At 67.6% G+C, this 24,947-nt stretch carries 22 protein-coding genes, 1 tRNA gene and 1 pseudogene; 17 read left to right on the plus strand and 7 right to left on the minus strand.

The features are described from left to right. The first annotated feature begins 64 nt into the window (after positions 1 to 64). Together ACIBL3_RS08285 and pyk are read left to right on the plus strand one after the other, a co-directional pair. Entirely contained in the window at positions 65 to 1,618 is a 1,554-nt protein-coding gene (locus ACIBL3_RS08285) for a metallophosphoesterase (RefSeq protein ID WP_396352578.1), read from the plus strand. Positions 1,619 to 1,717: 99 nt separating this feature from the next. Continuing rightward, a complete protein-coding gene (pyk, locus tag ACIBL3_RS08290; RefSeq protein WP_396352579.1) occupies positions 1,718 to 3,169 on the plus strand; it encodes a pyruvate kinase in 1,452 nt (483 codons plus the stop codon). Between the two features lie 40 nt (positions 3,170 to 3,209). On the opposite strand, the gene ACIBL3_RS08295 is transcribed toward pyk, so the two are convergent. The 3 genes from ACIBL3_RS08295 to ACIBL3_RS08305 form a co-directional block, all read right to left on the minus strand. Beyond that, positions 3,210 to 3,527, minus strand: a complete 318-nt coding sequence (locus tag ACIBL3_RS08295; RefSeq protein ID WP_396352580.1) for a VOC family protein — start codon at positions 3,525 to 3,527, stop codon at positions 3,210 to 3,212. Positions 3,528 to 3,557: 30 nt separating this feature from the next. Next, positions 3,558 to 4,307 (minus strand): helix-turn-helix domain-containing protein, encoded by a 750-nt coding sequence (locus tag ACIBL3_RS08300; RefSeq protein ID WP_396352581.1) that lies wholly within the window; start codon positions 4,305 to 4,307, stop codon positions 3,558 to 3,560. A 35-nt stretch (positions 4,308 to 4,342) separates the two neighbouring features. Further along, positions 4,343 to 4,415 (minus strand) — tRNA-Leu (locus ACIBL3_RS08305). Between the two features lie 105 nt (positions 4,416 to 4,520). On the opposite strand from ACIBL3_RS08305, the gene ACIBL3_RS08310 reads away from it, so the two are divergent. The 8 genes and pseudogenes from ACIBL3_RS08310 to ACIBL3_RS08345 all read left to right on the plus strand — a co-directional run bounded on the left by ACIBL3_RS08310 (position 4,521) and on the right by ACIBL3_RS08345 (position 11,897). Further along, positions 4,521 to 4,676 (plus strand): hypothetical protein, encoded by a 156-nt coding sequence (locus tag ACIBL3_RS08310; RefSeq protein WP_396352582.1) that lies wholly within the window; start codon positions 4,521 to 4,523, stop codon positions 4,674 to 4,676. Positions 4,677 to 4,999: 323 nt separating this feature from the next. After that, on the plus strand, positions 5,000 to 5,590 hold the full coding sequence (locus ACIBL3_RS08315; protein WP_396352583.1) for an ANTAR domain-containing response regulator: 591 nt from the start codon (positions 5,000 to 5,002) through the stop codon (positions 5,588 to 5,590). Between the two features lie 193 nt (positions 5,591 to 5,783). Continuing rightward, the gene (locus tag ACIBL3_RS08320) at positions 5,784 to 7,010 is read left to right on the plus strand and encodes a branched-chain amino acid ABC transporter substrate-binding protein (RefSeq protein WP_396352584.1); all 1,227 of its coding nucleotides are present in this window, start codon (positions 5,784 to 5,786) and stop codon (positions 7,008 to 7,010) included. A gap of 85 nt (positions 7,011 to 7,095) precedes the next feature. Next, a pseudogene (locus tag ACIBL3_RS08325) lies at positions 7,096 to 7,434 on the plus strand (branched-chain amino acid ABC transporter permease); the annotation flags it as partial. 90 nt (positions 7,435 to 7,524) lie between these two features. After that, positions 7,525 to 8,412, plus strand: coding sequence for a branched-chain amino acid ABC transporter permease (locus tag ACIBL3_RS08330; protein WP_396352866.1), 888 nt, complete (start codon positions 7,525 to 7,527; stop codon positions 8,410 to 8,412). After that, entirely contained in the window at positions 8,409 to 10,124 is a 1,716-nt protein-coding gene (locus ACIBL3_RS08335) for a branched-chain amino acid ABC transporter permease (RefSeq protein ID WP_396352585.1), read from the plus strand. The genes ACIBL3_RS08330 and ACIBL3_RS08335 overlap by 4 nt, the downstream gene beginning before the upstream one ends. Further along, positions 10,121 to 11,065, plus strand: coding sequence for an ABC transporter ATP-binding protein (locus ACIBL3_RS08340; RefSeq protein ID WP_396352586.1), 945 nt, complete (start codon positions 10,121 to 10,123; stop codon positions 11,063 to 11,065). The genes ACIBL3_RS08335 and ACIBL3_RS08340 overlap by 4 nt, the downstream gene beginning before the upstream one ends. A 115-nt stretch (positions 11,066 to 11,180) precedes the next feature. Then, positions 11,181 to 11,897, plus strand: a complete 717-nt coding sequence (locus ACIBL3_RS08345) for an ABC transporter ATP-binding protein (protein ID WP_396352587.1) — start codon at positions 11,181 to 11,183, stop codon at positions 11,895 to 11,897. A 53-nt stretch (positions 11,898 to 11,950) separates the two neighbouring features. Here ACIBL3_RS08345 and ACIBL3_RS08350 read toward each other — a convergent pair whose 3' ends face one another. Continuing rightward, positions 11,951 to 12,667 (minus strand): DUF554 domain-containing protein, encoded by a 717-nt coding sequence (locus ACIBL3_RS08350; protein WP_396352588.1) that lies wholly within the window; start codon positions 12,665 to 12,667, stop codon positions 11,951 to 11,953. A gap of 147 nt (positions 12,668 to 12,814) precedes the next feature. Here ACIBL3_RS08350 and ACIBL3_RS08355 point away from each other — a divergent pair, with 147 nt between their 5' ends. Further along, a complete protein-coding gene (locus ACIBL3_RS08355) occupies positions 12,815 to 13,450 on the plus strand; it encodes a GNAT family N-acetyltransferase (protein WP_396352589.1) in 636 nt (211 codons plus the stop codon). Here ACIBL3_RS08355 and ACIBL3_RS08360 read toward each other — a convergent pair. After that, positions 13,413 to 13,820: a hotdog fold thioesterase gene (locus tag ACIBL3_RS08360; RefSeq protein ID WP_396352867.1), complete on the minus strand. Its 408-nt coding sequence runs from the start codon at positions 13,818 to 13,820 to the stop codon at positions 13,413 to 13,415. The genes ACIBL3_RS08355 and ACIBL3_RS08360 overlap by 38 nt on opposite strands. A gap of 133 nt (positions 13,821 to 13,953) precedes the next feature. Between ACIBL3_RS08360 and polA the strand changes: the two genes are divergently transcribed. After that, positions 13,954 to 16,662 (plus strand): DNA polymerase I, encoded by a 2,709-nt coding sequence (gene polA, locus ACIBL3_RS08365; protein ID WP_396352868.1) that lies wholly within the window; start codon positions 13,954 to 13,956, stop codon positions 16,660 to 16,662. A 4-nt stretch (positions 16,663 to 16,666) separates the two neighbouring features. Further along, positions 16,667 to 17,515, plus strand: coding sequence for a hypothetical protein (locus ACIBL3_RS08370; RefSeq protein ID WP_396352590.1), 849 nt, complete (start codon positions 16,667 to 16,669; stop codon positions 17,513 to 17,515). Here the strand turns inward: ACIBL3_RS08370 and ACIBL3_RS08375 are convergent. After that, positions 17,512 to 17,985, minus strand: a complete 474-nt coding sequence (locus ACIBL3_RS08375; protein ID WP_396352591.1) for an NUDIX hydrolase — start codon at positions 17,983 to 17,985, stop codon at positions 17,512 to 17,514. The genes ACIBL3_RS08370 and ACIBL3_RS08375 overlap by 4 nt on opposite strands. A gap of 231 nt (positions 17,986 to 18,216) precedes the next feature. On the opposite strand from ACIBL3_RS08375, the gene ACIBL3_RS08380 reads away from it, so the two are divergent. From ACIBL3_RS08380 to ACIBL3_RS08390, 3 genes are read left to right on the plus strand one after another with little or no spacing between them, the layout of a single operon-like run. Further along, a complete protein-coding gene (locus ACIBL3_RS08380; protein WP_396352592.1) occupies positions 18,217 to 19,977 on the plus strand; it encodes a hypothetical protein in 1,761 nt (586 codons plus the stop codon). After that, positions 19,974 to 20,912, plus strand: coding sequence for a carbohydrate ABC transporter permease (locus ACIBL3_RS08385; protein ID WP_396352593.1), 939 nt, complete (start codon positions 19,974 to 19,976; stop codon positions 20,910 to 20,912). Before ACIBL3_RS08380 ends, ACIBL3_RS08385 begins: the two co-directional genes overlap by 4 nt. Before the next feature lie 4 nt (positions 20,913 to 20,916). Then, positions 20,917 to 21,933, plus strand: a complete 1,017-nt coding sequence (locus tag ACIBL3_RS08390) for an ABC transporter permease (RefSeq protein WP_396352594.1) — start codon at positions 20,917 to 20,919, stop codon at positions 21,931 to 21,933. 1 nt (position 21,934) lies between these two features. On the opposite strand, the gene ACIBL3_RS08395 is transcribed toward ACIBL3_RS08390, so the two are convergent. Further along, positions 21,935 to 23,200 (minus strand): polysaccharide biosynthesis protein, encoded by a 1,266-nt coding sequence (locus ACIBL3_RS08395; protein ID WP_396352595.1) that lies wholly within the window; start codon positions 23,198 to 23,200, stop codon positions 21,935 to 21,937. Positions 23,201 to 23,242: 42 nt separating this feature from the next. Here ACIBL3_RS08395 and ACIBL3_RS08400 point away from each other — a divergent pair, with 42 nt between their 5' ends. Continuing rightward, a complete protein-coding gene (locus ACIBL3_RS08400; protein ID WP_396352596.1) occupies positions 23,243 to 24,913 on the plus strand; it encodes a hypothetical protein in 1,671 nt (556 codons plus the stop codon). Positions 24,914 to 24,947 lie beyond the last annotated feature (34 nt).

Raw genomic sequence — 24,947 nt, forward strand, 5'->3', positions numbered from 1 at the left:
TCGTTGCCTGCGGCCCGCGGCCGTTCAACGTGCAATGGCTTGCCCGGACCAATACGGTTGACCCATGGCTAGCCGCCGCCTGGTGACCAGAGCCCGGCTCCGTGCGATCGCACCGTGGGCCGGGCTCACCCTGCTCTTCCTGATCACGTCCGTCGCCGTCGGGCTGTTCGGGTTCGCCAACGACTCCGAGCGGACCACCATCGGCGCCCACGCCGCCACCGTCTCACCGACCTTCGACGGCCACGCGACGCTCGACCTGGGCGCCGTACTGCCGCGGCTGCGGCTGGCCACCGACGCTCCGCTCGGGATCGGCGTCAACATCGACATCCAGGAGACCGACGCCGACAACCTCACCGAGCTGCTCAACCGCGACGCGCTGATCGCCTCCCAGCCCGATGGTGAGATCGCCCGGATCCAGCAGGTGATCGCGGAGATGGCGGTCGACAACGCGGTCGCCGGCGCCGGGACCGGCCTGCTGGTCGCGGTCGTGGCCGCAACGGTCTGGACCGCTCTCGGCGCGCGCCGGCGGCGGGAGCTGTGGGACCTGGTGCACAAGCACGAACGCCGGTTCGAGCACCGCGCGATCGTCGTACTGGTCGCGATGCTGATCACGATCGCGTCGATCTTCGGCCCGGGCCGGATGCGGCCGGCCCAGGTGCCGCCGACCGAGTGGCGCCCGCTGCACCAACTGCTGCCCGAGCTGTCCTTCGACGAACGGCTGAAGAGCGTCGAGGTCGCTTCCGGGTTCTCCACGACCGGCGGTGTCGGGGTGATCCGGACAGCGGTCGAGACCTACGAGCGCTCCACCGAGTTCTACGGCCGGCTGCAGGAGCGGGTCGGCCGGGTCGGCGGCAGGATCCGCCAGGCAGGCGAGGGGGAGACCGTCGCGCTGCTCGTGTCGGACCGGCACGACAACATCGGCATCGACCGGTTCGCGTCGGAGGTGGCCAGGGTGGCCGGCGCGAAGGTGCTGATCGACGCCGGCGACGACACGTCCTCCGGGCAGTCGTGGGAGGTGTTCAGCATCAACTCGCTGGCGCAGCACTTCCGCGACCTCAAGGTGGTCGCGGTGGCCGGCAACCACGACGCCGGTGGGCACATCGAGGACGCGATGCGCAAGAACGGCTTCACCGTGCTGGACAGCAAGCCGGTCGAGGTGGAGGGGATCCGGTTCCTCGGCGACAGTGACCCGACCCGGACCGGGCTCGGCAGCGCCGACTCGCCGGGCGAGGAGACGATCGCCGAGCAGTCCGAGCGACTCGCCGAGGTGGCCTGCGAGCAGCCGGAGGACAAGCGGATCTCGACGTTCGTCGTTCACGACCCCTCGTCGTTCGCCGACACCGCCGAGCAGGGATGCGCGACGCTGCTGCTGTCGGGGCACCTGCACCGACAGGTCGGGCCGGAGCACAAGGTGGTCAACGGTCTGCCGGTGACGACGTACACGAACGGCACGACCGGGGGAGCGGCGTACGCCTTCGCCCTCGGCTACACGCTGCGCCGGCCGGGTGAGGTCACCCTGATCACGTACGCCGACGGTCAGCCGATCGGCCTGCAGTCCGTCACCGCCGAGCTCAGCGGCGAGGTGACCGTCGGGGCCTACACCCCCTTGCCTTCTTGACGATTCAGGCTCTGCCCCTGATTGCCATCAGCTGTTAACTGTCCAGTAACGGGGGCGGACCAGCGGGCACAGTGGTTTGTAGGAGTAGGGTTTTGTGACGTGCGTCGCGCAAAGATCGTTTGTACGCTCGGCCCGGCTACGGCCGCCCCCGAGCGCATCCTGGAACTCGTCCAAGCAGGTATGGACGTCGCAAGGCTCAATCTGAGCCATGGTGCCCATGCCGAGCATGAGCGCATCTATCAGCGGATCCGCACCGCAGCGGCCGAGACCGGCCAGAACGTCGGCATCCTGGTCGACCTGCAGGGGCCGAAGATCCGCTTGGCCGAGTTCGCCGAAGGCAAGGTGACACTGACCTACGGCGAGCGCTTCACCATCACCACCCGGGAGGTCCCGGGAGACGCGACCATCTGCGGTACGACGTACGACGGTCTGCCCGGTGACGTGAACCCCGGCGACCAGCTGCTCATCGACGACGGCCGGATCGCGCTGGTCGCCGAGGAGGTGACCGAGACCGACGTGGTCTGCCGGGTCACCGTCGGCGGGCCGGTGTCGAACCACAAGGGCATCAACCTGCCGGGTGTCGCGGTCAGCGTGCCGGCATTGTCCGAGAAGGACGCCGAGGACCTGCGCTGGGCGCTGCACCTGCCGGCCGACATGATCGCGCTGTCGTTCGTCCGGGACGCCTCCGACGTCCAGCTGGTGCACAAGATCATGGACGAGGAGGGCCTGCGGGTCCCGGTCATCGCCAAGATCGAGAAGCCGCAGGCGGTCGCCAACCTGGACGAGATCATCGAGGCCTTCGACGGGTTCATGGTGGCCCGCGGCGACCTCGGCGTGGAGCTCCCGCTCGAGGAGGTCCCGGTGGTGCAGAAGCTGATCATCGACCAGGCCCGGCTGAACGCGAAGCCGGTGATCGTGGCCACCCAGATGCTGGAGTCGATGATCTCCGCCCCGCGCCCGACCCGCGCCGAGGCCTCCGACGTCGCGAACGCCGTACTGGACGGCGCCGACGCGGTGATGCTGTCCGGCGAGACCAGCGTCGGCCGGTTCCCGATCGAGACCGTGAAGACGATGTCGCGGATTGTCTCCTCGACCGAGCAGCACGGCCTGAGCCGGCTCAAGGAGATCGAGTGGGAGCCGCGCACCAAGGGTGGCGTGATCGCCCGCGCCGCCGCCGACGTCGCCGAGCGGCTGGACGCGAAGTTCCTGGTCGCGTTCACCCAGTCCGGTGACACCGCGCTCCGGCTGGCCCGCTACCGCACCGAGATCCCGGTGCTCGCCTTCACCCCGGTCCCGTCGGTCAGCGCCTGGCTCAGCGTGGTCTGGGGGATCGAGACGCACATCGTCCCCACCGTCGACCACACCGACGAGATGGTCCGCCAGGTCGACCAGCGCCTGCTCGAGCTCGGCAAGCTCAACAAGGGCGACATCGTCGTCATCGTCGCCGGCTCACCCCCGAGCATCCCCGGCTCCACCAACGCCCTCCGAGTCCACCGCATGGGCGACGCCATCGAAGGCATCGCCCCCGCGTACCGCACCCCGGAGGCCTAAACCCCAGGCGAGAGGCGGGCGGTCAACTGACCGCCCGCTGTCAGTCGGGGAGGTTGTACGCGACCGGGTGCAGCGGTTGGTACACGGGCAGACTTGCCCCGCTCGGCATCGGGATCGTCGCCAGCCGTCCCCAGCCCGCCTCGGTGATCTCAGGCGAGACCGCCAACCTGGCAAGCAGCGCTTCGATGTCCTCGCACATCAGATAGAACTCGTGCCGCCCCTCGCCGTCGGTCGGATGGACGGCGATCTCTGCCGGCGGCAGCCGGAAGATGAGCCACCCCGCCCCCGCGTCGACGTGCGGGAAGCCGAGCACGTCCCGGAGAAACCCCCGATCAGCCTCCGCTGTACACAATGACATGCGCTCCGGTGAACATGTCGCACTCCCTCTCTAGCTCTTCGGCCCGATGAACTCGTCCAGCCGAGCGACTCCGGCCTGCCGCGCCACGGACAGCGCGTTCCGTCGAGGCATCCGCCAAGGTACGGCGAGCAAGTCGAGCGCCCACTGGCACAGTCCCATGATGTCGGCGGACTCGTTGGAGAACATGTATCGCGGATACTCGTATCTCTTGAGTACGCCGCCGACCATCTGGGTCGTCCAGTTCGCGACACGACACCCGTCCGCATTGAACAGTCCGCGCAGGAACAGCTCGGGGCACATCGCAACGATGTCCACCTGCCAGTCGGCCAGCTCGATCCGGCGCAGATGCTTCGGCCCGGCACCGTGCTGCGGGAACAGGCATGGCCAGTGCTTCCAGTAGGACACGACCGAGGTGTAGCCGGCAGCCTGCACGCGGTGGACCGGTCGGGTCGGATGAACGGCCGCGATCGCTTCCGCCGCCTCGTCGATCAGTCGCGGGTACGAGTCGTCGCACGCGATCCGCAGGGAGTAGACAGCCTTCTTCAGGTTCGACAGACAACCGTCGCCGAGGTATAGACCCAGCAGATGCGCGTAGGGGCCGTGCGGGAGATGCCCGTTCGAGCACCGGGGACAGTCGGTCGGGAGGTTCGCAGCACCCGGACGGTCCCGCCAGTCACGGAGCGTAGCGCGGCTCACCCCAAGCCGCTTGCTGATCGAATTGAGACTCTCGCCCGCCACGACGGCGGCCAAAGCGAGCGCGCGCGTCTCCCCGTCGTACACCCTCAGAGATTCGCACGCGGCGCCGACAGAAAATGTGCCCTGGGTGGGATTCGAACCCACACTGTACGCAGTTTGAGTGCGCCCTCTCTGCCGTTGGAGTACCAGGGCCGTGCGCGAAGATCCTAGCCCATCGGAACGGTCGAATCGCGACAAAGGCAGCTCGGCCCGTCAGCCGTCGCAGAATCTGTCGGAGCGGTGCGCGAACGTTGTGGCATGGCTCACTTCAGATCGCGCGAGACGGTTGAATCGGCGCTGCGCATGTCCGATGAAGGCGTTGACGATCAGGTCAATGCCGAGATCCACGGTGTTGCGCTGCAGACGATTCGCACCTGGCGACGAACGCGAACGATCAGAAGTATCCCGGGCTGAACCAAGAGATCGCGGCAACCATCAAGCGGGTCAAGCCGAATCCGAGCCCGTGCCTGCGCGGCGGGTCGAGCACCGCCGTGATGACCAACCGGGCCTTCGATGCCCGAGTCTCAAACCACCCAAATGTTTCCTATGTCTTGAGACACCCGTTTCCTATCTCCTGAACCACAACACCACACCCGGCACCCCCTCGACCACAGTCGACGTCATCCGGCGGACCGTCCGGGCCCGGTGTTCTTCCTTGACCCCGGCAACCACCCCTTCAACCACCGCGGCAACCACCCCGAGCGCCGCTGCCCGACGGGCGGCGGCGGATCGATAAAGTGTGGGGCGTGACTGCTAAGCGTGTGGTGATCGCTGAGGACGAGGCGCTGATCCGGATGGATCTGGCCGAGATGCTGGCCGAGGAGGGGTACGACGTCGTCGGGCAGGCCGGGGACGGGGAAGAGGCCATCCGGCTGGCCACCGAGCATCGGCCCGACCTGGTCATTCTCGACGTCAAGATGCCGAAGCTGGACGGGCTGAGCGCGGCCGAGAAGATCGCCGGCGAGCGGATCGCGCCCGTGCTGATGCTGACCGCGTTCTCGGAGCGCGAGCTGGTCGAGCGGGCCCGCGACGCCGGTGCCATGGCGTACGTGGTGAAACCGTTCTCCAAGGCCGATCTGCTACCCGCGATCGAGATCGCCGCGACCCGGTACGTCGAGCTGGCCGAGCTGGAGCGTGAGGTCGCCGACCTGGCCGAGCGGCTGGAGACCCGCAAGCTGGTGGATCGGGCCAAGTCGGTCCTGCAGACGAAGTTCGGGCTGTCGGAGCCGGACTCGTTCCGGTGGATCCAGAAAACCGCCATGGACAAAAGAGTTTCCATGCGCCAGGTCGCGGAGTTGGTCGTTGACGAGGCGGGCGGTAGTGACTGACTCACTCTCCGCACGCGGCGTCCAGCGGGCGTACAGCAATGACAAGCACTCACGCTGCTTACCGCTGTAACGACCTCACAACACACCCTGCGTGACATCGCCTCAGGAGCCATGGGAGGTCTAACCTGCGGGTGCTCGCGGCATTCGCGGGAGTCCGGGGATCTGCTCGGACTATCCAGACATGGGAGGAACAGTGCAACAGCGTTCCGTAGTACGGGTCGGCGCGTCGCTGATCGTTGCGTCGTTGGCCCTGACTGCCTGCGGTTCACGCAGTGGCGACGACGGTGGCGGGGGCGGAGAAGCGACGAAGACCGCCAAGATCGGCGTCATCGCGCCTTTGTCAGGAGACCTGTCGGCGCTGGGTCTGGGTATCCAGCACTCGGTCGAGCTGGCCGTGAAGCAGGCCAATGATTCCAACGCGATCCCCGGGTGGAAGCTCGAGGTCGACGCCAAGGACGACGAGGCCAAGCCGGAGCCGGGGAAGAACGCGGCCACCGCGCTCGCCAGTGACGCCGCCGTGATCGGCGTGGTCGGCACGCTGAACACCAGCGTCAGCCAGCAGGTCCAGCCGGTCCTCGCGCCGAAGAACATCGTGCAGGTCTCGCCGGCCAACACCGGCCCGGGTCTGACCCAGGGCGCGAACTGGCAGACCGACCCGAAGCGGCCGTACCCGACCTACTTCCGGACCTGCACCACCGACGCGGTCCAGGGCCCGTTCGCCGCTCGCTACCTGTACGAGACGGCGAAGATCACCAAGGTCGCCACGATCCACGACAAGAAGGCGTACGGCCAGGGCCTGGTCGGCACCTTCACCGAGGAGTTCAAGAAGCTGGGTGGTCAGGTCGTCGCGGCCCAGACCATCAACCCGGACGACGCGAACTACCAGGCCGTGATCTCGGCGATCAAGCCGTCCGCCCCGCAGATGGTGTACTACGGCGGTGAGTACCCGCAGGCCGGGCCGCTGTCGCAGCAGATGAAGGCCGCCGGCCTGAACGTGCCGCTGATGGGTGGCGACGGTATCTACGACCCGAAGTACATCAGCCTGGGGGGTAAGACCGCCGACAACGACCTGGCCACCTCGGTCGGCGCCCCGATCGACGAGCTGGACACGGCGAAGAAGTTCGTCGAGGACTACAACGCGGCCGGGTTCAAGGACCCGTACGCGGCGTACGGCGGCTACTCCTACGACGCGGCGAACGCGATCATCAACGCGCTCAAGGAGTCGCTGAAGGACGCGTCCGACGTCGAGTCGGCCCGCGCGAAGACGGTCGAGGCGCTCGGCAAGGTCTCCTTCGACGGCGTGACCGGCAAGGTCGCCTTCGACCAGTACGGCGACACCACCTCGAAGGTGCTCACCGTCTACAAGGTGGCCGGAGGCAAGTGGGCCACCGTCGAGACCAAGGACTTCGAGAGCAAGTAATCGAGTCGACCTCATGCCTCGGGGGTGGGAGCGGATCCTCCCACCCCCGCGGCATGTTCGGAACTGAGGCAGTTGGGAGGTCGACGTGGACCAGTTCTTCCAGCAGCTCGTGAACGGGCTGACCCTGGGATCGCTGTACGCCCTGATCGCCGTCGGGTACACCGTCGTCTACGGCATCGTGCAGCTCATCAACTTCGCCCATGGCGAGGTCTTCATGATCGGTGCGTTCGGCGCACTGACCACCTACTTGTTGTTCTTCGACGGTGAGACCGCCGTGTGGATCCTGCCGATCATGATCATCGGCGCCATCTTCGCGTCGGTCGGCACCGCCGTGGCGATGGAACGTGTCGCGTACCGTCCCCTGCGGAACGCGCCACGACTCGCACCGCTGATCACCGCGATCGGCATCTCGGTGTTCCTGCAGGAGTTCGTCCGGCTCTTCTACGAGCGGCCGGGCTGGACCGTGGTGGCGTTCGCCGTCATCGCGCTAGGAGTCGGATACTACGTCGGCTCGGTGCTGACGAAGGCTGACCTGAACCACCAGACGACCAAGTGGTACGACCGTGCTCCGCTGATCGGTGCCGCGCTCGGCGCCGTCGCGCTGTGGGTCGTGGCCCGGCTGATCGAGCCGGACCAGGGTGTGGTCCTGACCGTCGGTATCGTCATCGTCGGCATTGCCCTCGGTACGGCGGTCGGCTGGCTGGCCGGCCTCGCCGCACGGCGGCGGGCACAGAGCGAGGTCAAGCTTCTGACAGTCGTGGAGACGGCCGCAGCGGCGGTCGTGTTCCTGGAGCTGTTCTGGGTGTTCTACAAGCAGGTCATCACCAGCATCACCTGGCCGAGCGCCAAGCAGCGCATCCCGTTCCCGCAGATCGACGTGGTCACCGGGCCCGCGCTGGAGGTCGGTGGGGTGACCATCCAGCGGTCCGCGATCTTCACCGTCGCGGCGCTGGCGGTGTGCGCGGTGCTGCTCTGGGTCTTCATCAACCGGACCCGGCTGGGCCGTGGTATGCAGGCCGTGTCGCAGGATCCGGACACCGCCCGGTTGATGGGTATCAACGTCGACCGGATCATCGTGGTGGCCTTCGCCCTCGGTGCCGTGCTGGCGGCGATCGCCGGGGTCTCGCAGGGCTTCCAGAACAACAACATCGACTTCCGGATGGGCTTCCTGGCCGGTCTGAAGGCGTTCACCGCCGCGGTTCTCGGTGGTATCGGCAACGTCTGGGGCGCCGTCGTCGGAGGTCTCGTGCTCGGCGTCGTCGAGGCACTGGCGACCCAGTACATCCCAGGTCAGTTCGGTGGCGGTTCCTGGAAGGATGTCTGGGCGTTCGTCATCCTGATCCTGGTACTGGTGTTCAGGCCGCAGGGCCTGCTCGGAGCGAGGGTGGTGGACCGGGCATGAGTGACGTACAGACAAGCACTCCGGCGGAGCCGGAGGCGGCGGCTCAGCAGCCGGTGAAGCCGATCGCGTGGCCGGCCGGTCTCGCCGGCGTGGTGCTCGTGATCGTGGGCTCCTTCCTGTCCTGGAGCTACGACGGCTCGATCCTGAACGACCTGTCGATCAACCTGTATCCGGGCGGCCTGCAGATCCTCGCGATCATCGGGGCCCTGCTCGCGCTGGTCCTGCTGCTCGCCGAGCGGGGGCCGCTGACGGCGCTGGGGTCATGGCTGGACGCGACCCTCGGCCTCCGGGCACTGGGTCTCGGCCTGACGCTGTACATGGTGCTGGTCGTCGTGGCGATCACGGTGGAGTCGGACGGCCTGATCAACGTCAACCCGGGTGCCTACATTTCCCTGGCCGGTGCCGTTCTGATCCTGGTGAGCGCGTGGATGCTCCCGTTGCGGCAGCTTCGCGACCTGAGCCAAGCGCGGCTGCCGGGCTGGGTGGAGATCCTCGCCATCTCGGTGATGATGGCGGCGATCCTGTTCGGTGCGGCGTACGCGCTGGACCTGACGGACGCGTGGTCGTTCATCCTCTGCCTGCTCTTCTACGCCACGGTGATCGGGGCGCTGTTCCGGACCGGGGTGATGACCTGGTTCGGCCACGTCGCCCAGCGACACAAGAAGGTGCTGACGCTGGCGGCCTTCGTGGTCGCGTTCTTGTTCCCCTTCACCCAGCAGGGGTCCGACGCGAACATGTCGATCGCGTGCCAGGTGCTGATCTTCGCGGCGACCGCGATGGGCCTGAACATCGTGGTCGGTCTGGCCGGTCTGCTGGACCTCGGCTACATCGCCTTCCTCGGTTCCGGCGCCTATGTGGCCGCGATGTTGTCGAACTCGGCGTTCTCGACGGTCGACTGGCACCCGCCGTTCCTGATCGTGATGCTGATCGGCGCAGGGGTGGCGGCGACGCTCGGTCTGATCATCGGGTCACCGACACTCCGCGTCTCAGGTGACTACCTGGCCATCGTGACCTTGGGCTTCGGTGAGATCTTCCGGCTCTCGATGTTCAACCTGGACGGCATCAACGGCCCGCTGCTGACCAACGGCCCGAACGGTATCCCCGGCATCCCGGACCTGCAGATCGGCAACTTCAACTTCGGCGACGAGCACACGATCGCCGGGCTGGAGTTGGGTCGCTTCTCGAACTACTACTTCCTGCTGTTGCTCCTGATCGCGTTCGTCATCCTGGTCTTCGCCCGGCTGAACGACAGCCGGATCGGCCGGGGCTGGGTCGCGATCCGGGAGGACGAGAAGGCCGCCGAGGCGATGGGCGTGAACGTCTTCGGCCTGAAGGTGCTGGCCTTCGTGGTCGGGGCCTTCCTGGCCGGTCTGGCCGGAACCATCAAGGCACACCAGGACGTTGCCGTCAGTCCCGACCAGTTCATCTTCCTCGAGTCGGCGTTCCTGCTCGCGGCCGTGGTCCTGGGCGGTATGGGCACCATCGCCGGTGTGTTGCTGGGAGCAACGATCCTGAAGCTGCTGCCGGAGAAGCTGCGGTTCTTCTCGGAGTACCGGCTGATGATGTTCGGCCTGTTGCTGGTCCTGATGATGCGGTTCCGGCCGGAGGGCCTGGTGGCGAGCAGACGCCGGCAGTTGGAGTTCCACGAGGAGGACGAGCAGTTGGCCGTCGAGGTTGAGGAAGAGCACCTGGCCGTCGAGGAGGCGAAATGACCGTCACCGAGACTCAGCCCACGACCGGCCGGCCGGTCGGCCAGCCGGTGCTGGAGGCCTCCGGCGTGACCATGCGGTTCGGTGGTCTGCTGGCGGTCAACGATGTGAACCTGACCGTGCGGGAAGGCGAGATCGTCGGCCTGATCGGCCCGAACGGGGCCGGCAAGACGACGTTCTTCAACTGCCTGACCGGCCTGTACAAGCCGACCTCCGGGGTGGTCCGGTTCGCCGGCGCGCCGCGCAAGCCGGAAGCGGCCAAGCGTCAGGTGAGCGAGGCGGACGACGCGGTGGCGGTGCAGCCGCTCGCCGCGCTGACGCCGTTGCCGCCGAAGCCGCGGGCAGTGGTCCGGGCCGGGATGGCGCGGACGTTCCAGAACATCCGGCTGTTCGCCAACATGACCGCGCTCGAGAACGTGATGGTCGGCCGCTACTGCCGGACCAGTTCGGGTGCGTTCACCTCGATCCTGCGCGGGCCGAAGTTCCGCCGGGAGGAGGCAGCCACCCGGGAACGGGCCCGGGAACTGCTGACCTTCGTCGGGCTGGGCAAGTCCGCCGAGCACCTGGCCCGGAACATGCCGTACGGCGACCAGCGCCGGCTCGAGATCGCGCGGGCGCTGGCCACCGACCCGAAGCTCATCCTGCTGGACGAGCCGACGGCCGGTATGAACCCACTGGAGACCAAGCAGGCCAGTGACCTGATCTTCAAGATCCGGGACTCGGGGTTGTCGGTCGTGGTGATCGAGCACGACATGCGGTTCATCTTCAACCTCTGCGACCGGGTGCTCTGCCTGGTCCGCGGTGAGACGCTGATCGAGGGCTCGCCGGCCGAGGTGCAGTCGGACCCGCGGGTGATCGAGGCCTACATCGGCACCGGCGAAGAAGAGGACGAGGCCGAGGCAGAACGTCTGCGGGACACCGTGGACGGGGAGGACCAGCCATGACGGTAGTGATGCCACGCCTCCGGCGCGGCGGGTCCCGGGGCTGTGACTCCCGGTTTTCCCTCGTCCCTCCGGTCGCTTCGCTCCCTCCACTCCTCAATCCAAACCGGGAGGCCCCGTGACCGCGATGCTCGAGGTCCGTGACCTGGAAGTTGCCTACGGCAAGATCGTCGCGGTGAAGAAGATCAGCTTCACTGTGGAGCAGGGGCAGGTGGTGTCGCTGATCGGCACCAACGGCGCCGGCAAGACCACCACGCTGCGGACGATCTCGGGTCTGCTCCGGCCGGTTTCCGGCGAGATCCTGTTCCAGGGCGAGCGAATCGACACCGTCGCCGCGCACGACATCGTCGCGCGCGGGCTGGCGCATTCCCCGGAGGGCCGGCGGATCTTCCCGAGGCTGTCGGTCGAGGAGAACCTGACGCTCGGCGCGTTCGCCCGCCGGGACCAGGCCGGGATCCGTTCCGACCTGAACGCGGCGTACGAGCTGTTCCCGATCCTGGGGGAACGGCGCAAGCAGCCGGCCGGGACGTTCTCCGGCGGTGAGCAGCAGATGCTGGCGATGGGCCGGGCGATGATGAGCCGGCCGAAGCTGCTGATGCTGGACGAGCCGTCGATGGGTCTGTCGCCGATCATGATGCAGCGGATCATGTCGACGGTGACCGAGCTGCAGCAGCAGGGCACGACGATCCTGCTGGTGGAGCAGAACGCGCAGGCCGCGCTGAAGCGGGCCGACTACGGCTACGTGCTCGAGGTCGGCAAGATCGTCCTGTCCGGCACCGGACGCGATCTGCTGGTCAACGAGGACGTCCGCAAGGCCTACCTCGGCGAGGACTGATTCACCTGTAGTTGCCGAGAGCCCCGGTCCGGAGACGGACCGGGGCTCTTGTCTCAGCTCCGGATGACGACCAGGAGCTGCACCAGCAGCGGCGCGACGATCAGGGCGGGCAACAGGTCCGCCACCGCGATTTGCTTGAGCTTCAGCAACCGCAGCGCGACACCGATCAGCATCACGCCTCCAGTCGCGCCCAACGCGGTCACATGCGCGTCCGGCAGTACGTCGCCCAGCACCGCGCCGACCGCGGTCATCAGGCCCTGGAGCACCAGTACGACGAGCGCCGACGCCATCACGCCCCAGCCGAAGGACGCCGCGAAGGCGATCGCGGCAAAGCCGTCCAGCACCGCCTTGAGAAACAACTGGTCCGCGCCACGGCCGAGCCCGTCGGACAACGCCCCGAGAAACGTCAGCGGCCCCACGCAGAACACCATCGACGCGGTCACGAACCCCTCGACGAACGTGCTCTCACCCTCGCCGCGGCTGAACCGGCGCTGCATCCACGCGCCGAACTCCTCCAGCCGCTCCTCGATCCGCAGCAGTGAGCCGGCGATCCCGCCGATCAGCATCGCGCCGAGCACGATCAGGATCGGGGCGCTGCCACCGACCGCGTCGCCGAGCACCTGGTCGCCGACGGTGAGTGCCGACGTGATCGCGATCAGCAGCGTGACCAGGCCGAGCGCGTCGGTGACGAGATCGCGGGTGCGGTGACTGAGGCGGTGGCCGATGAGTACGCCGAGTACCGATCCGATGAGCACTGTCGCGACGTTCACGACAGTACCGATTCCGATGAACAAACTTGGTCTCCGATCAGCCGGGGGGCAGCTTTGCAAGTGACCCCCGAGGGCCTACTGTTGCGCGAGGACGAGCGTATCCGCCGTCCCGTTCACCTCGGGGGTGGACCAGACCAGGAGGTCGCTGTGGCAGCAGCCATCGAGGTGAGGGACGCCCAACTGGGTGACGCCGGCGCCTTGGTTGCGTTATGGCGTGAGATGACCACGGGCTCCGGCCATCCGCTGCGGCTGCCCGCGCCGCCGACGGCCGCTGCCGTCGAGGTTGCTGTCGGCAAACATCTGGACGACCCGTTCGGCCGGCTGGTGGTCGGTGCGCTGGACGGCGTCGTGCACGGGATGGCCTACCTGCGCCGTACGGCGGTCAGCCCGCTGCACGACGACTACACCGTCACGGTGGAGTACCTGCACGTCAGCGACGACGCCCGCCGGCACGGCCTGGGTAAGGCGCTGATCGCGGAGGCGGCCGCCTGGGCCGAGCACGAGAACTGCGCCCACCTGGCCGCTGTCGCGCCCGCGATCGCCCGCGAGGCGAATCGCTTCCTGGCCCGGCTGGGTCTCGGGCAGGCCGGCGTACTGCGATTTGCCACCACGCACACGGTGCGCCGCCGGCTCGCGGCCGAGCACGCGCCGAACCTGCTGGCCCTGCTGTCGTCACGCCGTTCCGTGCTCGCCCGTCGGGCCCAACTGGCGCGACCGCTGCCGGTCGACCCGACCGACGTCGACGTCAGCTACCCGGCGGCACCGGAATCAGCTGGCACGTGATCCGCGCGGTGCACACCCGCTTGTCCCGCTCGTCGGTGATGACCACCTCGTACGACGTCGTCGTACGGCCGAGGTAGATCGGGGTGGCGACGCCGGTGACCACGCCGTCGCGGACCGCGCGGTGGTGGGTGGCGTTGATGTCGACCCCGACCGCGACCTTGTCGTACGCCGCCGCGTGCAGGGCCGAGCCGATCGAGCCGAGGCTCTCGGCGAGCACGCAGGACGCGCCGCCGTGCAGCAGGCCGTACGGCTGGGTGTTGCCCTTGACCGGCATGGTGGCGACGATCCGCTCCGGGGCGGCCTCCTTGACGACGATGCCCATGGCCTGGAGGAGAGTTCCCTCCATGCCCATGCCCGGCCCGAGATTCATTTGATCAGTCACGGAAAGCAGACTACGCGGCTGTGACAGAACTGCCTGTCCGGGGCGGTGGGGCGGGGAAGGAAAAGTGTCCGTGGGAACCACTAGAGTCGGGGTTGTGGCTCCCGAAACGAACACCTCGACGATGACCAAGGACACCGCGCAGCCGGGTACAGCGTCAGTCCGACCGCGGATCCTGCTGCTGGACGGGCACTCGCTGGCGTACCGGGCGTTCTACGCGCTGCCGGTGGAGAACTTCTCCACCACCACAGGTCAGCACACGAACGCGGTGTACGGGTTCACCTCGATGCTGATCAACATGCTCCGCGACGAGCAGCCCACCCATGTCTGCGTCGCCTTCGACGTGTCCCGCAAGACCTTCCGCTCCGAGCAGTACGCCGAGTACAAGGCGGGCCGGTCGAAGTCGCCGGACGAGTTCAAGGGGCAGGTCTCGCTGGTCAAGGAGGTGCTGGAGGCACTCCGGATCCCGACCACCGAGATCGACGGCTGGGAGGCCGACGACATCATCGCGACGCTGGCCACGCAGGCGTCCGAGCAGGGCTTCGAGGTGCTGATCAGCAGCGGCGACCGGGACGCGTTCCAGCTGGTCAGCGAGGACGTCACGGTGCTGTACCCGAAGCGCGGCGTGTCCGAGATCGCCCGGATGGACCCGGCCGCGGTCGAGGAGAAGTACGGCGTCACCCCGCAGCTGTACCCGGATCTCGCGGCGCTGGTGGGGGAGTCGAGTGACAACCTGCCGGGTGTGCCCGGGGTGGGGCCGAAGACGGCGGCCAAGTGGCTGAACCAGTTCGGCTCGCTGAACGACGTGGTCGACCGGGTGAACGAGATCAAGGGCAAGGCCGGCGAGTCGCTGCGCGAGCACCTGGCCGACGTGATCCGGAACCGGCAGATCAACGAGCTGGTCCGCGACCTGACCCTGGACGTCACCGTGGACGACCTGGTCCGGACGCCGTGGGACCGGGAGAAGGTGCACACGCTGTTCGACAGCCTGGAGTTCCGGGTGCTGCGTGAGCGGCTGGTCGCCGAGCACGAGGAGGTCGACGCGACCGTCGACCACGGGTTCGAGCTGGAGGGCGTCCAGCTGAAGCCCGGCGAGGTGGCCGGCTGGCTCAAGGAGCACGTGAGCGGCGGTGAGCGGGTCGGCGTCGCGGTCCAGGGCAGCTGGGGTCGTGGCACCGGCGAGATCACCGGCCTCGCGCTGGCGAACACCTCGGGTGCGGCCGCCTGGTTCGACCCGACCACGCTGACGCCGGACGACGACGCGGCCTGGCAGGCGTGGCTCGCCGACCCGAAGCAGCCGAAGGCGCTGCACGACGCGAAGGGGCCGCTGCTCGGCTTCCTGGAGCGCGGCTGGACGCTGGCCGGGCTCAGCTCGGACACCCAGCTCAGCGCGTACCTCGCCCGCCCCGACCAACGCTCGTACGATCTGGCCGACCTGACGGTCCGCTACCTCAAGCGCGAGCTGCGCAACGAGGAGGCCGACAACGGCCAGCTCAGCTTCGACGACGTCGAGGGCGGCCCGGCCGCGGACCACACGATGCTGCGCGCGCGGGCGATCGCCGACCTGGCCGACACCCTGGACGCCGAGCTCGAGAAGCAGGCCGGGACATCGCTGCTGGCCGACGTCGAGCTGCCGCTGATCGACGTCATCGCCGGCATGGAGCGGGACGGGATCGCCGTCGACCGCCCGTACCTGGAGGAGCTCGAGGCGCGGTTCGCGACCGGGGTCCGGGAGGCCGCGACGGCGGCGTACGAGGTGATCGGCAAGGAGATCAACCTCGGGTCGCCGAAGCAGCTGCAGGTGGTGCTGTTCGACGAGCTGCAGATGCCGAAGACCAAGCGGACCAAGACCGGCTACACCACCGACGCGGACTCGCTGCAGGCGTTGTTCGAGAAGACCGAGCACCCGTTCCTGGCGTACCTGCTGGCGCACCGGGACGCGACCCGGCTGCGGCAGACGGTCGAGGGGCTGCTGAAGACGATCAGCCCGAAGGACGGGCGGATCCACACCACGTTCAACCAGACCATCGCGGCGACCGGGCGGCTCAGCTCGACCGACCCGAACCTGCAGAACATCCCGATCCGCACCGAGGAGGGCCGCCGGATCCGGCAGGCGTTCGTCGTCGGCGAGGGCAACGAGTCGCTGATGTCGGCCGACTACAGCCAGATCGAGATGCGGATCATGGCGCACGTGTCCGCCGACGAGGGGCTGATCTCCGCGTTCAACTCCGGGATGGACTTCCACTCGGTGACCGCGTCCCGGGTGTTCTCGGTGCAGCCGTCCGACGTCACCCAGGAGCAGCGGGCCAAGATCAAGGCGATGAACTACGGGCTCGCCTACGGCCTGTCGGCGTACGGGCTGAGCCAGCAGTTGAAGATCGGCGTAGACGAGGCGAAGGGGTTGATGGACGAGTACTTCGAGCGCTTCGGCGGCGTCCGCGACTACCTGCGCAGTATCGTCATCGACGCCGGCAAGAGCGGCTACACCGAGACGATCCTGGGCCGCCGGCGGTACCTGCCGGACCTGACCAGCGACAACCGGCAGCGCCGCGAGATGGCCGAGCGGATGGCGCTGAACGCCCCGATCCAGGGTTCGGCCGCGGACGTGATCAAGATGGCGATGCTGAAGGTCGACGCGTCGCTGCGCGAGTCCGGCCTGAAGTCGCGGATGCTGCTGCAGGTGCACGACGAGCTCGTCTTCGAGATCGCCCCGGGCGAGCGCGAGCCGCTCGAGGAGCTGGTCCGCCGCGACATGGGCCACGCCGTCGAGATGGCCGTCCCCCTCGACGTCTCGGTAGGCGTAGGCCGCACCTGGCACGAGGCGGCGCACTGAGCCGATGGTGGAGCCGAACCGGCCGTTCCGGTGGGACCTGGTGCGGCCGGACCAGCTCGGCTCCTTGCTGGACGGCGTCGAGGAGCCGGATCTGTTCTTCCTCGACGACCTGGTCGAGTGCGCCGCCCGCGTGCTGGCGCAGTGCGCCGACGGCGAGCTGTACTTCGTGGGCCGATCCGTCGACAGCCTCTTCGACCTCCTCAGCGGTGCCCTCGCGGACACCGCTTGGAGCTCACGCCTCCACCCGCTGCCGCTGTCGCTGTTCCGGGGTGCCGGCCAGGACCTCGCCGACGCGGAGCTCCGGCAGCTCCGGACCAACCTGGCCGCAGACGGACTCGCGCCCGCCGACCTGATGCGAGGACGGCCGACCGTCTTCGTCGATCTGGTCTACCAGGGCTCGACCTTCGAGAACCTGTACGACGTGCTGCGCCGGTGGATCGCCGACGACCGGGCTCAGTGGGACGTGATCCGCAAGCAGCTCCGGTTCGTCGGGATCACCGCACGCACCAAGACCAGCCCGAACACCTGGCGCTGGCAGCAGCACGCCGAGTTCGCCGCCGAGCTACCGCCGTCGGCGATCCGGAACGTGTCGATCGACGGGCGGCTGTGGTCGTACTTCGGCGACTACCAGCCGAAGACGGCCGCGTCGTTCCGCCGGAACGCCTGGTCCGATCCTGCAGTGGCGGACCCACGCCGGGACGAGCGGGCCCGATTCGCGTTGGCTCAGGCCGTCCGTTTGGTCGAGCGAGCACGCACCCCAGAGGTCCGACGTCAGCTGGCGGAGCACCTGACCCGCGAACCGGCTCTTAACGAACGTTGGTTGCGTGACTTGCAACTTGCCCTACGGCGTTAGCTGCGGGCGAAGGCCGGGGTGGAGTCGGGGGAGAGGGCGTTGGCGATCGCCTGCTGCTCGTGGGGAGACAGCGGCGGGAGGTCGGACAGCGGGAACCAGGCGACCTCGAGGGACTCGTCGTCGTTCACGCGCGGGTCGCCGTGCAGCGGGCGGCAGCGGAAGCAGAGGTCGAGGTACTGGACCTGGTCGCCGTTCGGGTAGCTGGACGGCGGCAGCGACTCCATGCTGACCAGGCGGTCCACCTCGACGGTGACCGCGGTCTTCTCCTGGATCTCCCGGACCAGGGCGACCGCCGGCTGCTCACCGGGCTCGAGGATGCCGGCGACCAGAGCCCATCGGCCGTTGTCCGCACGCCGTACCAGCAGCACCTGCCCGGCGTCGTTCAGGACGACGCCGCTGATGCCGGTGAGCCACAGCAGGTCGTGACCGATCTTCTCGCGCAGCTCGAGGATGAACTTCGGGGTCGCCATGGTGTGAATCCTAGAGAAGCCGGGAACGGCCTTTAGTTTCCGCAAGAAAGTTGACCACGGGACAGCAAGGGCAAGCGGTTTCCACGCAAGACACGGACAGTACCGATTCGGTCCCGGTCAGTTAAGAGCGAACCCTTCCGAAGTCATCCGATCTGTGCCATTCTCCCGCCAAAGATCCGAGATCCTATCGGATATTTCGTCTCTTCTGTCCTAGACCGCCTTGGAGGACCCATGCCGAAGAACGCTGCCGGGCCGACGGGACTCAGCCGTCGATCACTCATCGCCGGCGCGCTCGGACTGACCGCCGCGACCGCCGGTGGAGGTCTGCTGAGTGGCTGCAGTAGTTCGGGGAACGCGAGTGGCGCCGCCGGTGCCGCCGCAGGCCAGGCCGCCGCGCCCAGCGTCACGCTCGGCCCGAAACTGGCGGGCGTGCTGTACCCGGACGGCTACGTCGGCCCGGTGGCCCGTGAGCACAAGCTGCTCACCAACGAGAAGGTCACCTTCAAGATCGTGGTCAAGCAGGACGTCACGATCGGCGACTGGAAGACGAACGCCTTCACCAAGTGGCTGGAGGAGAAGACGAACGTCCACATCGAGTGGAACCAGATCGGCGGCACCGACGACGACGTGATGACCAAGGTGAACGCGATGATCGCCGCCGGCGACATCCCGGACGCCTTCATGGGCATCGGCTTCACCCGCTCGCAGCTGTTCCTTTACGGCCAGCAGGGCCTGTTCACCGACGTGAGCCAGTACATCGACGGCTATGCGCTGAACCTGCAGCAGGCGATGAAGGACTACCCGGACGCCCGCAAGCTGGTGCAGGCTCCGGACAAGAAGATCTACTCGGTCCCGAACATCAACGACTGCTACCACTGCCGGGCCAGCAACGGCCGCACCTTCCTGAACACCGACTGGATCAAGCAGGTCGGCCTGGACATCCCGAAGACCACCGACGAGTTCCGCGAGCTGCTGCGGGCCTTCAAGAAGGCCGACCTCGGTGGCAACGGCCGGACGATCCCGTTCGCCGGCTACAAGGACGCGCCGTTCGACACGTTCTTCATGAACGCCTTCCTCTACAACCCCGGTGACCCGTGGCTGGTCGTCAACGACAACAAGGTCGACGTGACCTTCACCAAGGACGAGTGGCGCGAGGGCCTGAAGTTCATCCACTCGATGTACGCCGAAGGCCTGATCAACAAGGACGTGTTCACCGCCGACCAGGACCAGATGCTGCGCTACGGCAACGCGCCGGGCAAGCCGATCATCGGCGGCGCCCGGTCGTACTACTGGGGCGGCTTCCTGGACATCGACCAGAAGGACCCGAACGCCCGCTGGCGCAAGTACACCGCGGTCCCGCCGATCAAGGGCCCGAACGGCGTCCAGTACGCCGCCTGGAACTACCTCGGCGTCGGTGTCGAGGTGGCCAAGCTGGTGGTCACCAAGAAGTGCGCGAAGCCGGACCTGCTGGTCCAGTGGGCCGACGCGCAGATGGAGCTCGAGGCGATCCTGCGTGGGTACGCCGGTCCGCAGTTCGCGTGGGCGAAGAAGGGCGAGCTGGGCATCAACGGCAAGCAGGCGGTCTACGGCTACGCCGCCACCTGGAACAGCCAGAAGAACCTCAGCTGGGGCCAGGACAACACCATGTACCGCTCCCAGGACTTCCGGCTGTCGGAGCGGGTGGACCCGAAGGACCTCACCTTCGAGCAGCCGCTGTACCAGCAGACCGTCGACAACTACTTCCCGTTCAAGCAGCCGAAGGAGATGCAGTTCCCGCCGGTCACCCTGGACCAGGACCAGGCCGCGCAGGAGGCCGAGCTGAAGACGAACCTGAAGAGTGAGGTGGACCTGTCCTTCTCCAAGTTCGTCACCGGCCAGCTCGACCCGAACGACGACGCCGCCTGGAACGACTACAAGGACCGGGTCGAGAAGATCGGTGTGAAGGCGTATCTGGAGCTGCAGCAGGCCGCCTACGAGACCTACAACTCATGACCGCCACCCCTACGCTGCCGCCGGACGAGAAACGGCTGGCGGTCGGCGCACCGATCCAGGACACCCGGGGCGACAAGATCGCGCTGGCCTGCATCTACGCCGCACTCGGCCTGTTCTGCGTCGCGGTGCTGTACCCGCTGGTCTACGTCCTCAGCGCCTCGGTGAGCAACACCAAGAACGTGTCTGCGGGTGAGGTCTGGCTGTGGCCGGTCGGCTTCACCCTGGACGCGTACAAGGCGATCTTCGACTACGACTCGATCGTCAGCAGCTTCGGCAACTCCGTGTACTACGCGGTGGTCGGAGCCGTCGTGGCCACGATCCTCACACTGCTGGCGGCGTACCCGCTGTCCCGGAAGGGGCTGCCGGGCAAGGGCTTCATCATGGCCGCGTTCGTGTTCACGATGATGTTCAGCGGCGGGCTGATCCCGACGTACCTGGTGGTCGACCAGCTGGGACTGCTGAACACCCGGTGGGCGATGATCCTGCCGACCGCGCTGGCGGTCTGGAACGTGATCATCACCCGGACCTACTTCATGGTGACGATCCCGGAGGAGCTGGTCGAGGCCGGCAAGGTGGACGGCTGCAGCGACTTCGGGTTCTTCTGGCGGATCGTGCTGCCGCTGAGCAAACCGATCATCGCGGTGAACCTGCTGTTCTACGCGGTCGGGCAGTGGAACTCGTTCTTCAACGCGCTGATCTACCTGACCAACGAACACCTGTTCCCGTTGCAGGTGGTGCTGCGCCAGATCCTGATCCAGAGCAAGGTCGACCCGTCCCAGATGCCCGACACGAGCAAGCTGGCACAGCTGAAGGAACTGCAGCAGCAGCTCAAGTACTCGCTGATCGTGATCGGCATGATTCCGCCGTTGCTGGTCTACCCCTTCGTGCAGAAGCACTTCGTCAAGGGGGCCATGATCGGCTCGCTGAAGGGGTGACGAGATGACCGCATCGACCGAGACCCGCGTCCAGCCCACGGCGACCCCGCCGGCCCGGCACCAGTCACCCAGGGGCCGGAAGAAAGGACGGGTCAAGGAGCCGAAACCCTCGGTCCGGCTCGGCGTCCGGATGCGCCGGAACTGGCAGCTGTACGCGATGCTGGCGCTGCCGCTGATCTGGCTGGCGATCTTCGCGTACTGGCCGATGTACGGCGTCATCATCGCGTTCAAGGACTACAACGTGGTGTCCGGGATCTGGGGCAGCCCGTGGGCCGGGTTCAAGTACTTCGACCGGTTCATCGAGTCGTACCAGTTCTGGAAGCTGATCAAGAACACCGTCTACCTGCACGTGTACGAGCTGGTCGCGACGTTCCCGTTGCCGATCATCCTCGCGCTCTGCCTGAACACGGTCCGGAGGAAGTGGTTCAGCCGGTCGGCCCAGCTGATCACCTACGCGCCGCACTTCATCTCGACCGTGGTCGTGGTCGGCCTGCTCGTCGTGCTGACGAACCCGACCACCGGCGTGGCCAACCAGATCCTCGGTCTGCTCGGCATCGGGCCGGTCGACATCATGGGTGACTCCGGGCTGTTCCGGCACCTGTACGTGTGGTCGGGGGCCTGGCAGACGATGGGCTTCTCGGCGATCATCTACCTGGCCGCGTTGACCAGTGTGCCGCCGGAGCTGCACGAGGCGGCGATCGTGGACGGCGCCTCGCGGCTGCGCCGGATGTGGCACATCGACCTGCCGGCGATCGTGCCGGTCGCGGTCATCCTGCTGATCCTGAACATCGGCTCGATCCTGTCGGTCGGCTTCGAGAAGGTGCTGCTGATGCAGAACAACCTGAATCTCGATACCGCCGAAGTGATCGACACCTACGTGTACAAGATCGGTCTGGCCTCGGCGGTGCCGCAGTTCAGCTACGCGACCGCGATCGGGTTGTTCAGATCGGTGATCGGCCTGGTTCTCTTGGTACTGGCGAACACCTTCGCCCGCCGCTTCGCCAAGTCCAGTCTCTGGTGAGTCAGCTGCCGCCGGTGGTCTGGCGGTGCAGTCCCGCCGCCAGGACCACCGACAGCACGACGGCGCAGGTGCTGGTCATCGCGACCAGCACCTGCACGCCGGCCATGCCGGTGGCGATGCCGGTGCCGAGCACGATCCCGGCGCCGATCGCGAAGACGGCCAGGCCGATCCAGATCACCAACGCGGCCCGCTTCTCCTGCTGCGCGATCGCGGCATAGACGACCAGCTGCAGTACGGCGTACGCCGAGCCGGAGATCGCGAACAGCCAGGTGTACGGACCAAGTGGCGCATAGTCCTCCTTGCCGCCGATCACCGCCAGGACCAGGTCCGGCAACAACAGTGCGCCGATCACTGTGCACGCACCAAGACCCGCCACGGCCAGGATCGCCCGGCGCAGGCGGACGGTGTCGCCGGGGGAGCTGGCCAGCGACGGGAACACGATCACGATCACGAACTGCGGCAGGAACAGGCATGCCTTCGCCACGATCACACCGGCCGCGTAGTACCCGCTGTGGCGCCCGTCGAGCAGTGCGCGCGCGAACAGCACATCGGCGTTGGCGATTGCGAAGAACGCCAGCAGCGTGTGCGTGCCGTGCACGGTCTCCCGCAGTACCTCCTTGACCTGCGGGGACGTCCCTCCATGGGACCCACGCAGCAGGAAGCCGCCCAGCAAAGCCGGTACGGCGGCTCCCAGCGCGAGACCGATCATCGCTGCATTGAGGGACGGGTGGATGAGGAGCGCACCACCGCCCAGGAGGAGCCGTCCGACGCCGACCGAGGTGTAGACAGCAGCCAGCTCGGTCCAGCGTTGACTGCCCTGGAGTACGCCAAGCTGCGAGCCCATGAGGGTGAGGCAGCCGAGCGTGGGCGCGAGCAGCAGGATCGCGACCACGGAGTCGATGTGCAGCAGCCAGACGAACAGTGGCGTGGCCAGCAGGCAGACGATCGTGAGTCCGAGCGCGGCGCGGCGGCCTGCCTTCAACATGGCGTCGGCCAATGTCTCGGCCCCCGTGCCGGTGTGGGTGGCGAGCTGGCGGGCGCCCGTCGCCTGCAGCCCGAGTGATGCGACATTGCCGATCAGCAGCAGGCCCAGCAGCGCGGTGATGGCGCCGAACTGCTCGGGCACCAGCCGGTGGACGCAAATCAAGGTGAAACCGTAGGCGGCTACGTTCATGATGGCCATGCCGACGGCGACGACGGTCGCGCTGCGCAGGAAAGCGAAGCGCGGTGCCCTGGGCTCTTGCTCAGGGGTGGTCTCAGCGCTCATGCTCTACTGCCTCGTGAGGGAGCAACGGAGGGGAAGGTGGTCATGTCAGAACGTGCCGTGCGCGTCCTGGCCTGGCTGTGGCCTGTCCTGCTCACCTTGTTGATCACTGCTCCGCTGCTCGCTCCGGGCTACGTGGTCGGCTACGACATGGTCTTCGTGCCGGACCTCACGGTACGACTTGACCTGTTCGGTGTCACAACGGCCATGCCCCGTGCGGTCCCGTCGGATGTGCTCGTCGCCGTACTGGACGAGGTGGTCGGTGGCCAGGTGCTGAACAAGGTCGTCCTGGTGGCCATCCCGCTGCTGTCCGGGCTGGGCATGACAGCGCTGTGGCGGGAGCTCCGACTGGGCACCGCGTTGCCTGGCGCAGCGGCGGTGACCCTGTTCGTCTGGAACCCGTTCGTCGCCGAGCGCCTCCGCCTCGGTGCCTGGGCGCTCCTCCTTGGGTACGCCGCTCTGCCGTGGCTGGTGCGGTCCGCACTGCGACTGCGGAAGGGGACGGGGTGGCCGGGCTTCATCCTCGCCTCGGCAGGCTGCGCACTGACCGCCTCCGGGGGCATCGTCGGTCTGCTGGTCGCTGGGCTCATCCTGCTGTGGCCGGGGCGTCGCGTGGTGTGGCCGCTCGGTGCGGCGGTGCTGCTGAACGCTCCCTGGCTGGTGGCAGGCCTTGTGCACGGCGGCGGCGCCACCTCCGACCCAGCCTCGGTGACTGCCTTTGCGGCCCGCAATGAGGGCTACGGGGGAGCGCTGCCGACGCTGCTCACGCTCGGCGGCGTCTGGAACGCAGACGTTGTCCCTGGCAACAGAGGCGACCTGTTGCCGGTCATCTTCGCCTTCATCATGCTGCTCGTCTCGGTCACGGGCGTAGTGCTCTGGTGGCGACAGGACCGCATTGCCGGCGCACTGGCCGTGGCTGCGGGCGTCGCCTTGCTGGTGGGCATGGTTGGCGTCGTCGCGCCCGGTGGCTTTGCGGAGGTCGTGGCGAACGTCCCGGGCGCCGGGCTGTTCCGCGATGGCCAGCGCTACCTCGGCCCGCTCGTGTTGCTCGAGTCGATCGGCTTCGGTGTGGCAGTCCACGCATTGCTGCAGCGCGTCCCGCTCCACCGGGTGGTCGGGGTGACCGCCGTACTGCTGCCGATCGCGGCTCTGCCTGCCCTGGCGGGTGGGGCCGGGCTCAAGGCGTCGCACTACCCAGCGGAGTGGGCGCGGGCGCAGCAGGCACTGGGCGGTCCGTTCATCCCTTGGCCGTTCGAGTCCTACCGGGCACCGGTCTGGAACGACCGCCGTCCAGTGCTGGACCCAATGCCGCGGTACTTCGACCAGCCTGCGGTCGTCCCCGACGAGCTCATCGTCTCCGGTCACCGCCTGGCCGGCGAGGATCCACGCGCCACCGCAGTGGCCACAGCGGTCCGTACGGCGATGCGCACTGGAACCGACCCGACACCGGTGCTCCTGCAGCAGGGCGTCGGCTGGCTCGTCTACGACCGTGATGCCGGCGGACCGCCACCGCGCGACTCGATCCCCGGACTGACCGAGGTCTACTCGGCGATGACGGTGAGCGTTTACCAGCTGGCCGGAACCCCTGCCCCGCAACACGATCCGCCGTGGCGCACCGCCGTCGTCCTGTTCGCGTGGGTCCTCGCCGGAGCAACCTTGGCCGCCGCCTTGGCCGGTCTCGCGACCCGTCGCTCCATGGTCTGGCGGAGTCGCTGAGCGGTTGTTACTCTTCGGTTCACTTATCGAGGAG

This window comes from Kribbella sp. NPDC050124 (genome assembly GCF_044460355.1).
In the GTDB taxonomy this organism is placed as follows: Bacteria; Actinomycetota; Actinomycetes; order Propionibacteriales; family Kribbellaceae; genus Kribbella.

Excerpts from the sequence above, each read along its gene's own strand:
- ACIBL3_RS08335 (WP_396352585.1), top strand. The coding sequence starts at position 8,409 with ATGAGTGACGTACAGACAAGCACTCCGGCGGAGCCGGAGGCGGCGGCT.
- polA (WP_396352868.1), top strand. The coding sequence starts at position 13,954 with ATGACCAAGGACACCGCGCAGCCGGGTACAGCGTCAGTCCGACCGCGG.
- ACIBL3_RS08395 (WP_396352595.1), bottom strand. The coding sequence starts at position 23,200 with ATGAGCGCTGAGACCACCCCTGAGCAAGAGCCCAGGGCACCGCGCTTC.
- ACIBL3_RS08375 (WP_396352591.1), bottom strand. The coding sequence starts at position 17,985 with ATGGCGACCCCGAAGTTCATCCTCGAGCTGCGCGAGAAGATCGGTCAC.
- ACIBL3_RS08295 (WP_396352580.1), bottom strand. The coding sequence starts at position 3,527 with ATGTCATTGTGTACAGCGGAGGCTGATCGGGGGTTTCTCCGGGACGTG.
- ACIBL3_RS08360 (WP_396352867.1), bottom strand. The coding sequence starts at position 13,820 with ATGAATCTCGGGCCGGGCATGGGCATGGAGGGAACTCTCCTCCAGGCC.
- ACIBL3_RS08285 (WP_396352578.1), top strand. The coding sequence starts at position 65 with ATGGCTAGCCGCCGCCTGGTGACCAGAGCCCGGCTCCGTGCGATCGCA.
- ACIBL3_RS08370 (WP_396352590.1), top strand. The coding sequence starts at position 16,667 with ATGGTGGAGCCGAACCGGCCGTTCCGGTGGGACCTGGTGCGGCCGGAC.
- ACIBL3_RS08310 (WP_396352582.1), top strand. The coding sequence starts at position 4,521 with ATGGCTCACTTCAGATCGCGCGAGACGGTTGAATCGGCGCTGCGCATG.
- ACIBL3_RS08385 (WP_396352593.1), top strand. The coding sequence starts at position 19,974 with ATGACCGCCACCCCTACGCTGCCGCCGGACGAGAAACGGCTGGCGGTC.
- ACIBL3_RS08340 (WP_396352586.1), top strand. The coding sequence starts at position 10,121 with ATGACCGTCACCGAGACTCAGCCCACGACCGGCCGGCCGGTCGGCCAG.
- ACIBL3_RS08380 (WP_396352592.1), top strand. The coding sequence starts at position 18,217 with ATGCCGAAGAACGCTGCCGGGCCGACGGGACTCAGCCGTCGATCACTC.
- ACIBL3_RS08400 (WP_396352596.1), top strand. The coding sequence starts at position 23,243 with ATGTCAGAACGTGCCGTGCGCGTCCTGGCCTGGCTGTGGCCTGTCCTG.
- ACIBL3_RS08390 (WP_396352594.1), top strand. The coding sequence starts at position 20,917 with ATGACCGCATCGACCGAGACCCGCGTCCAGCCCACGGCGACCCCGCCG.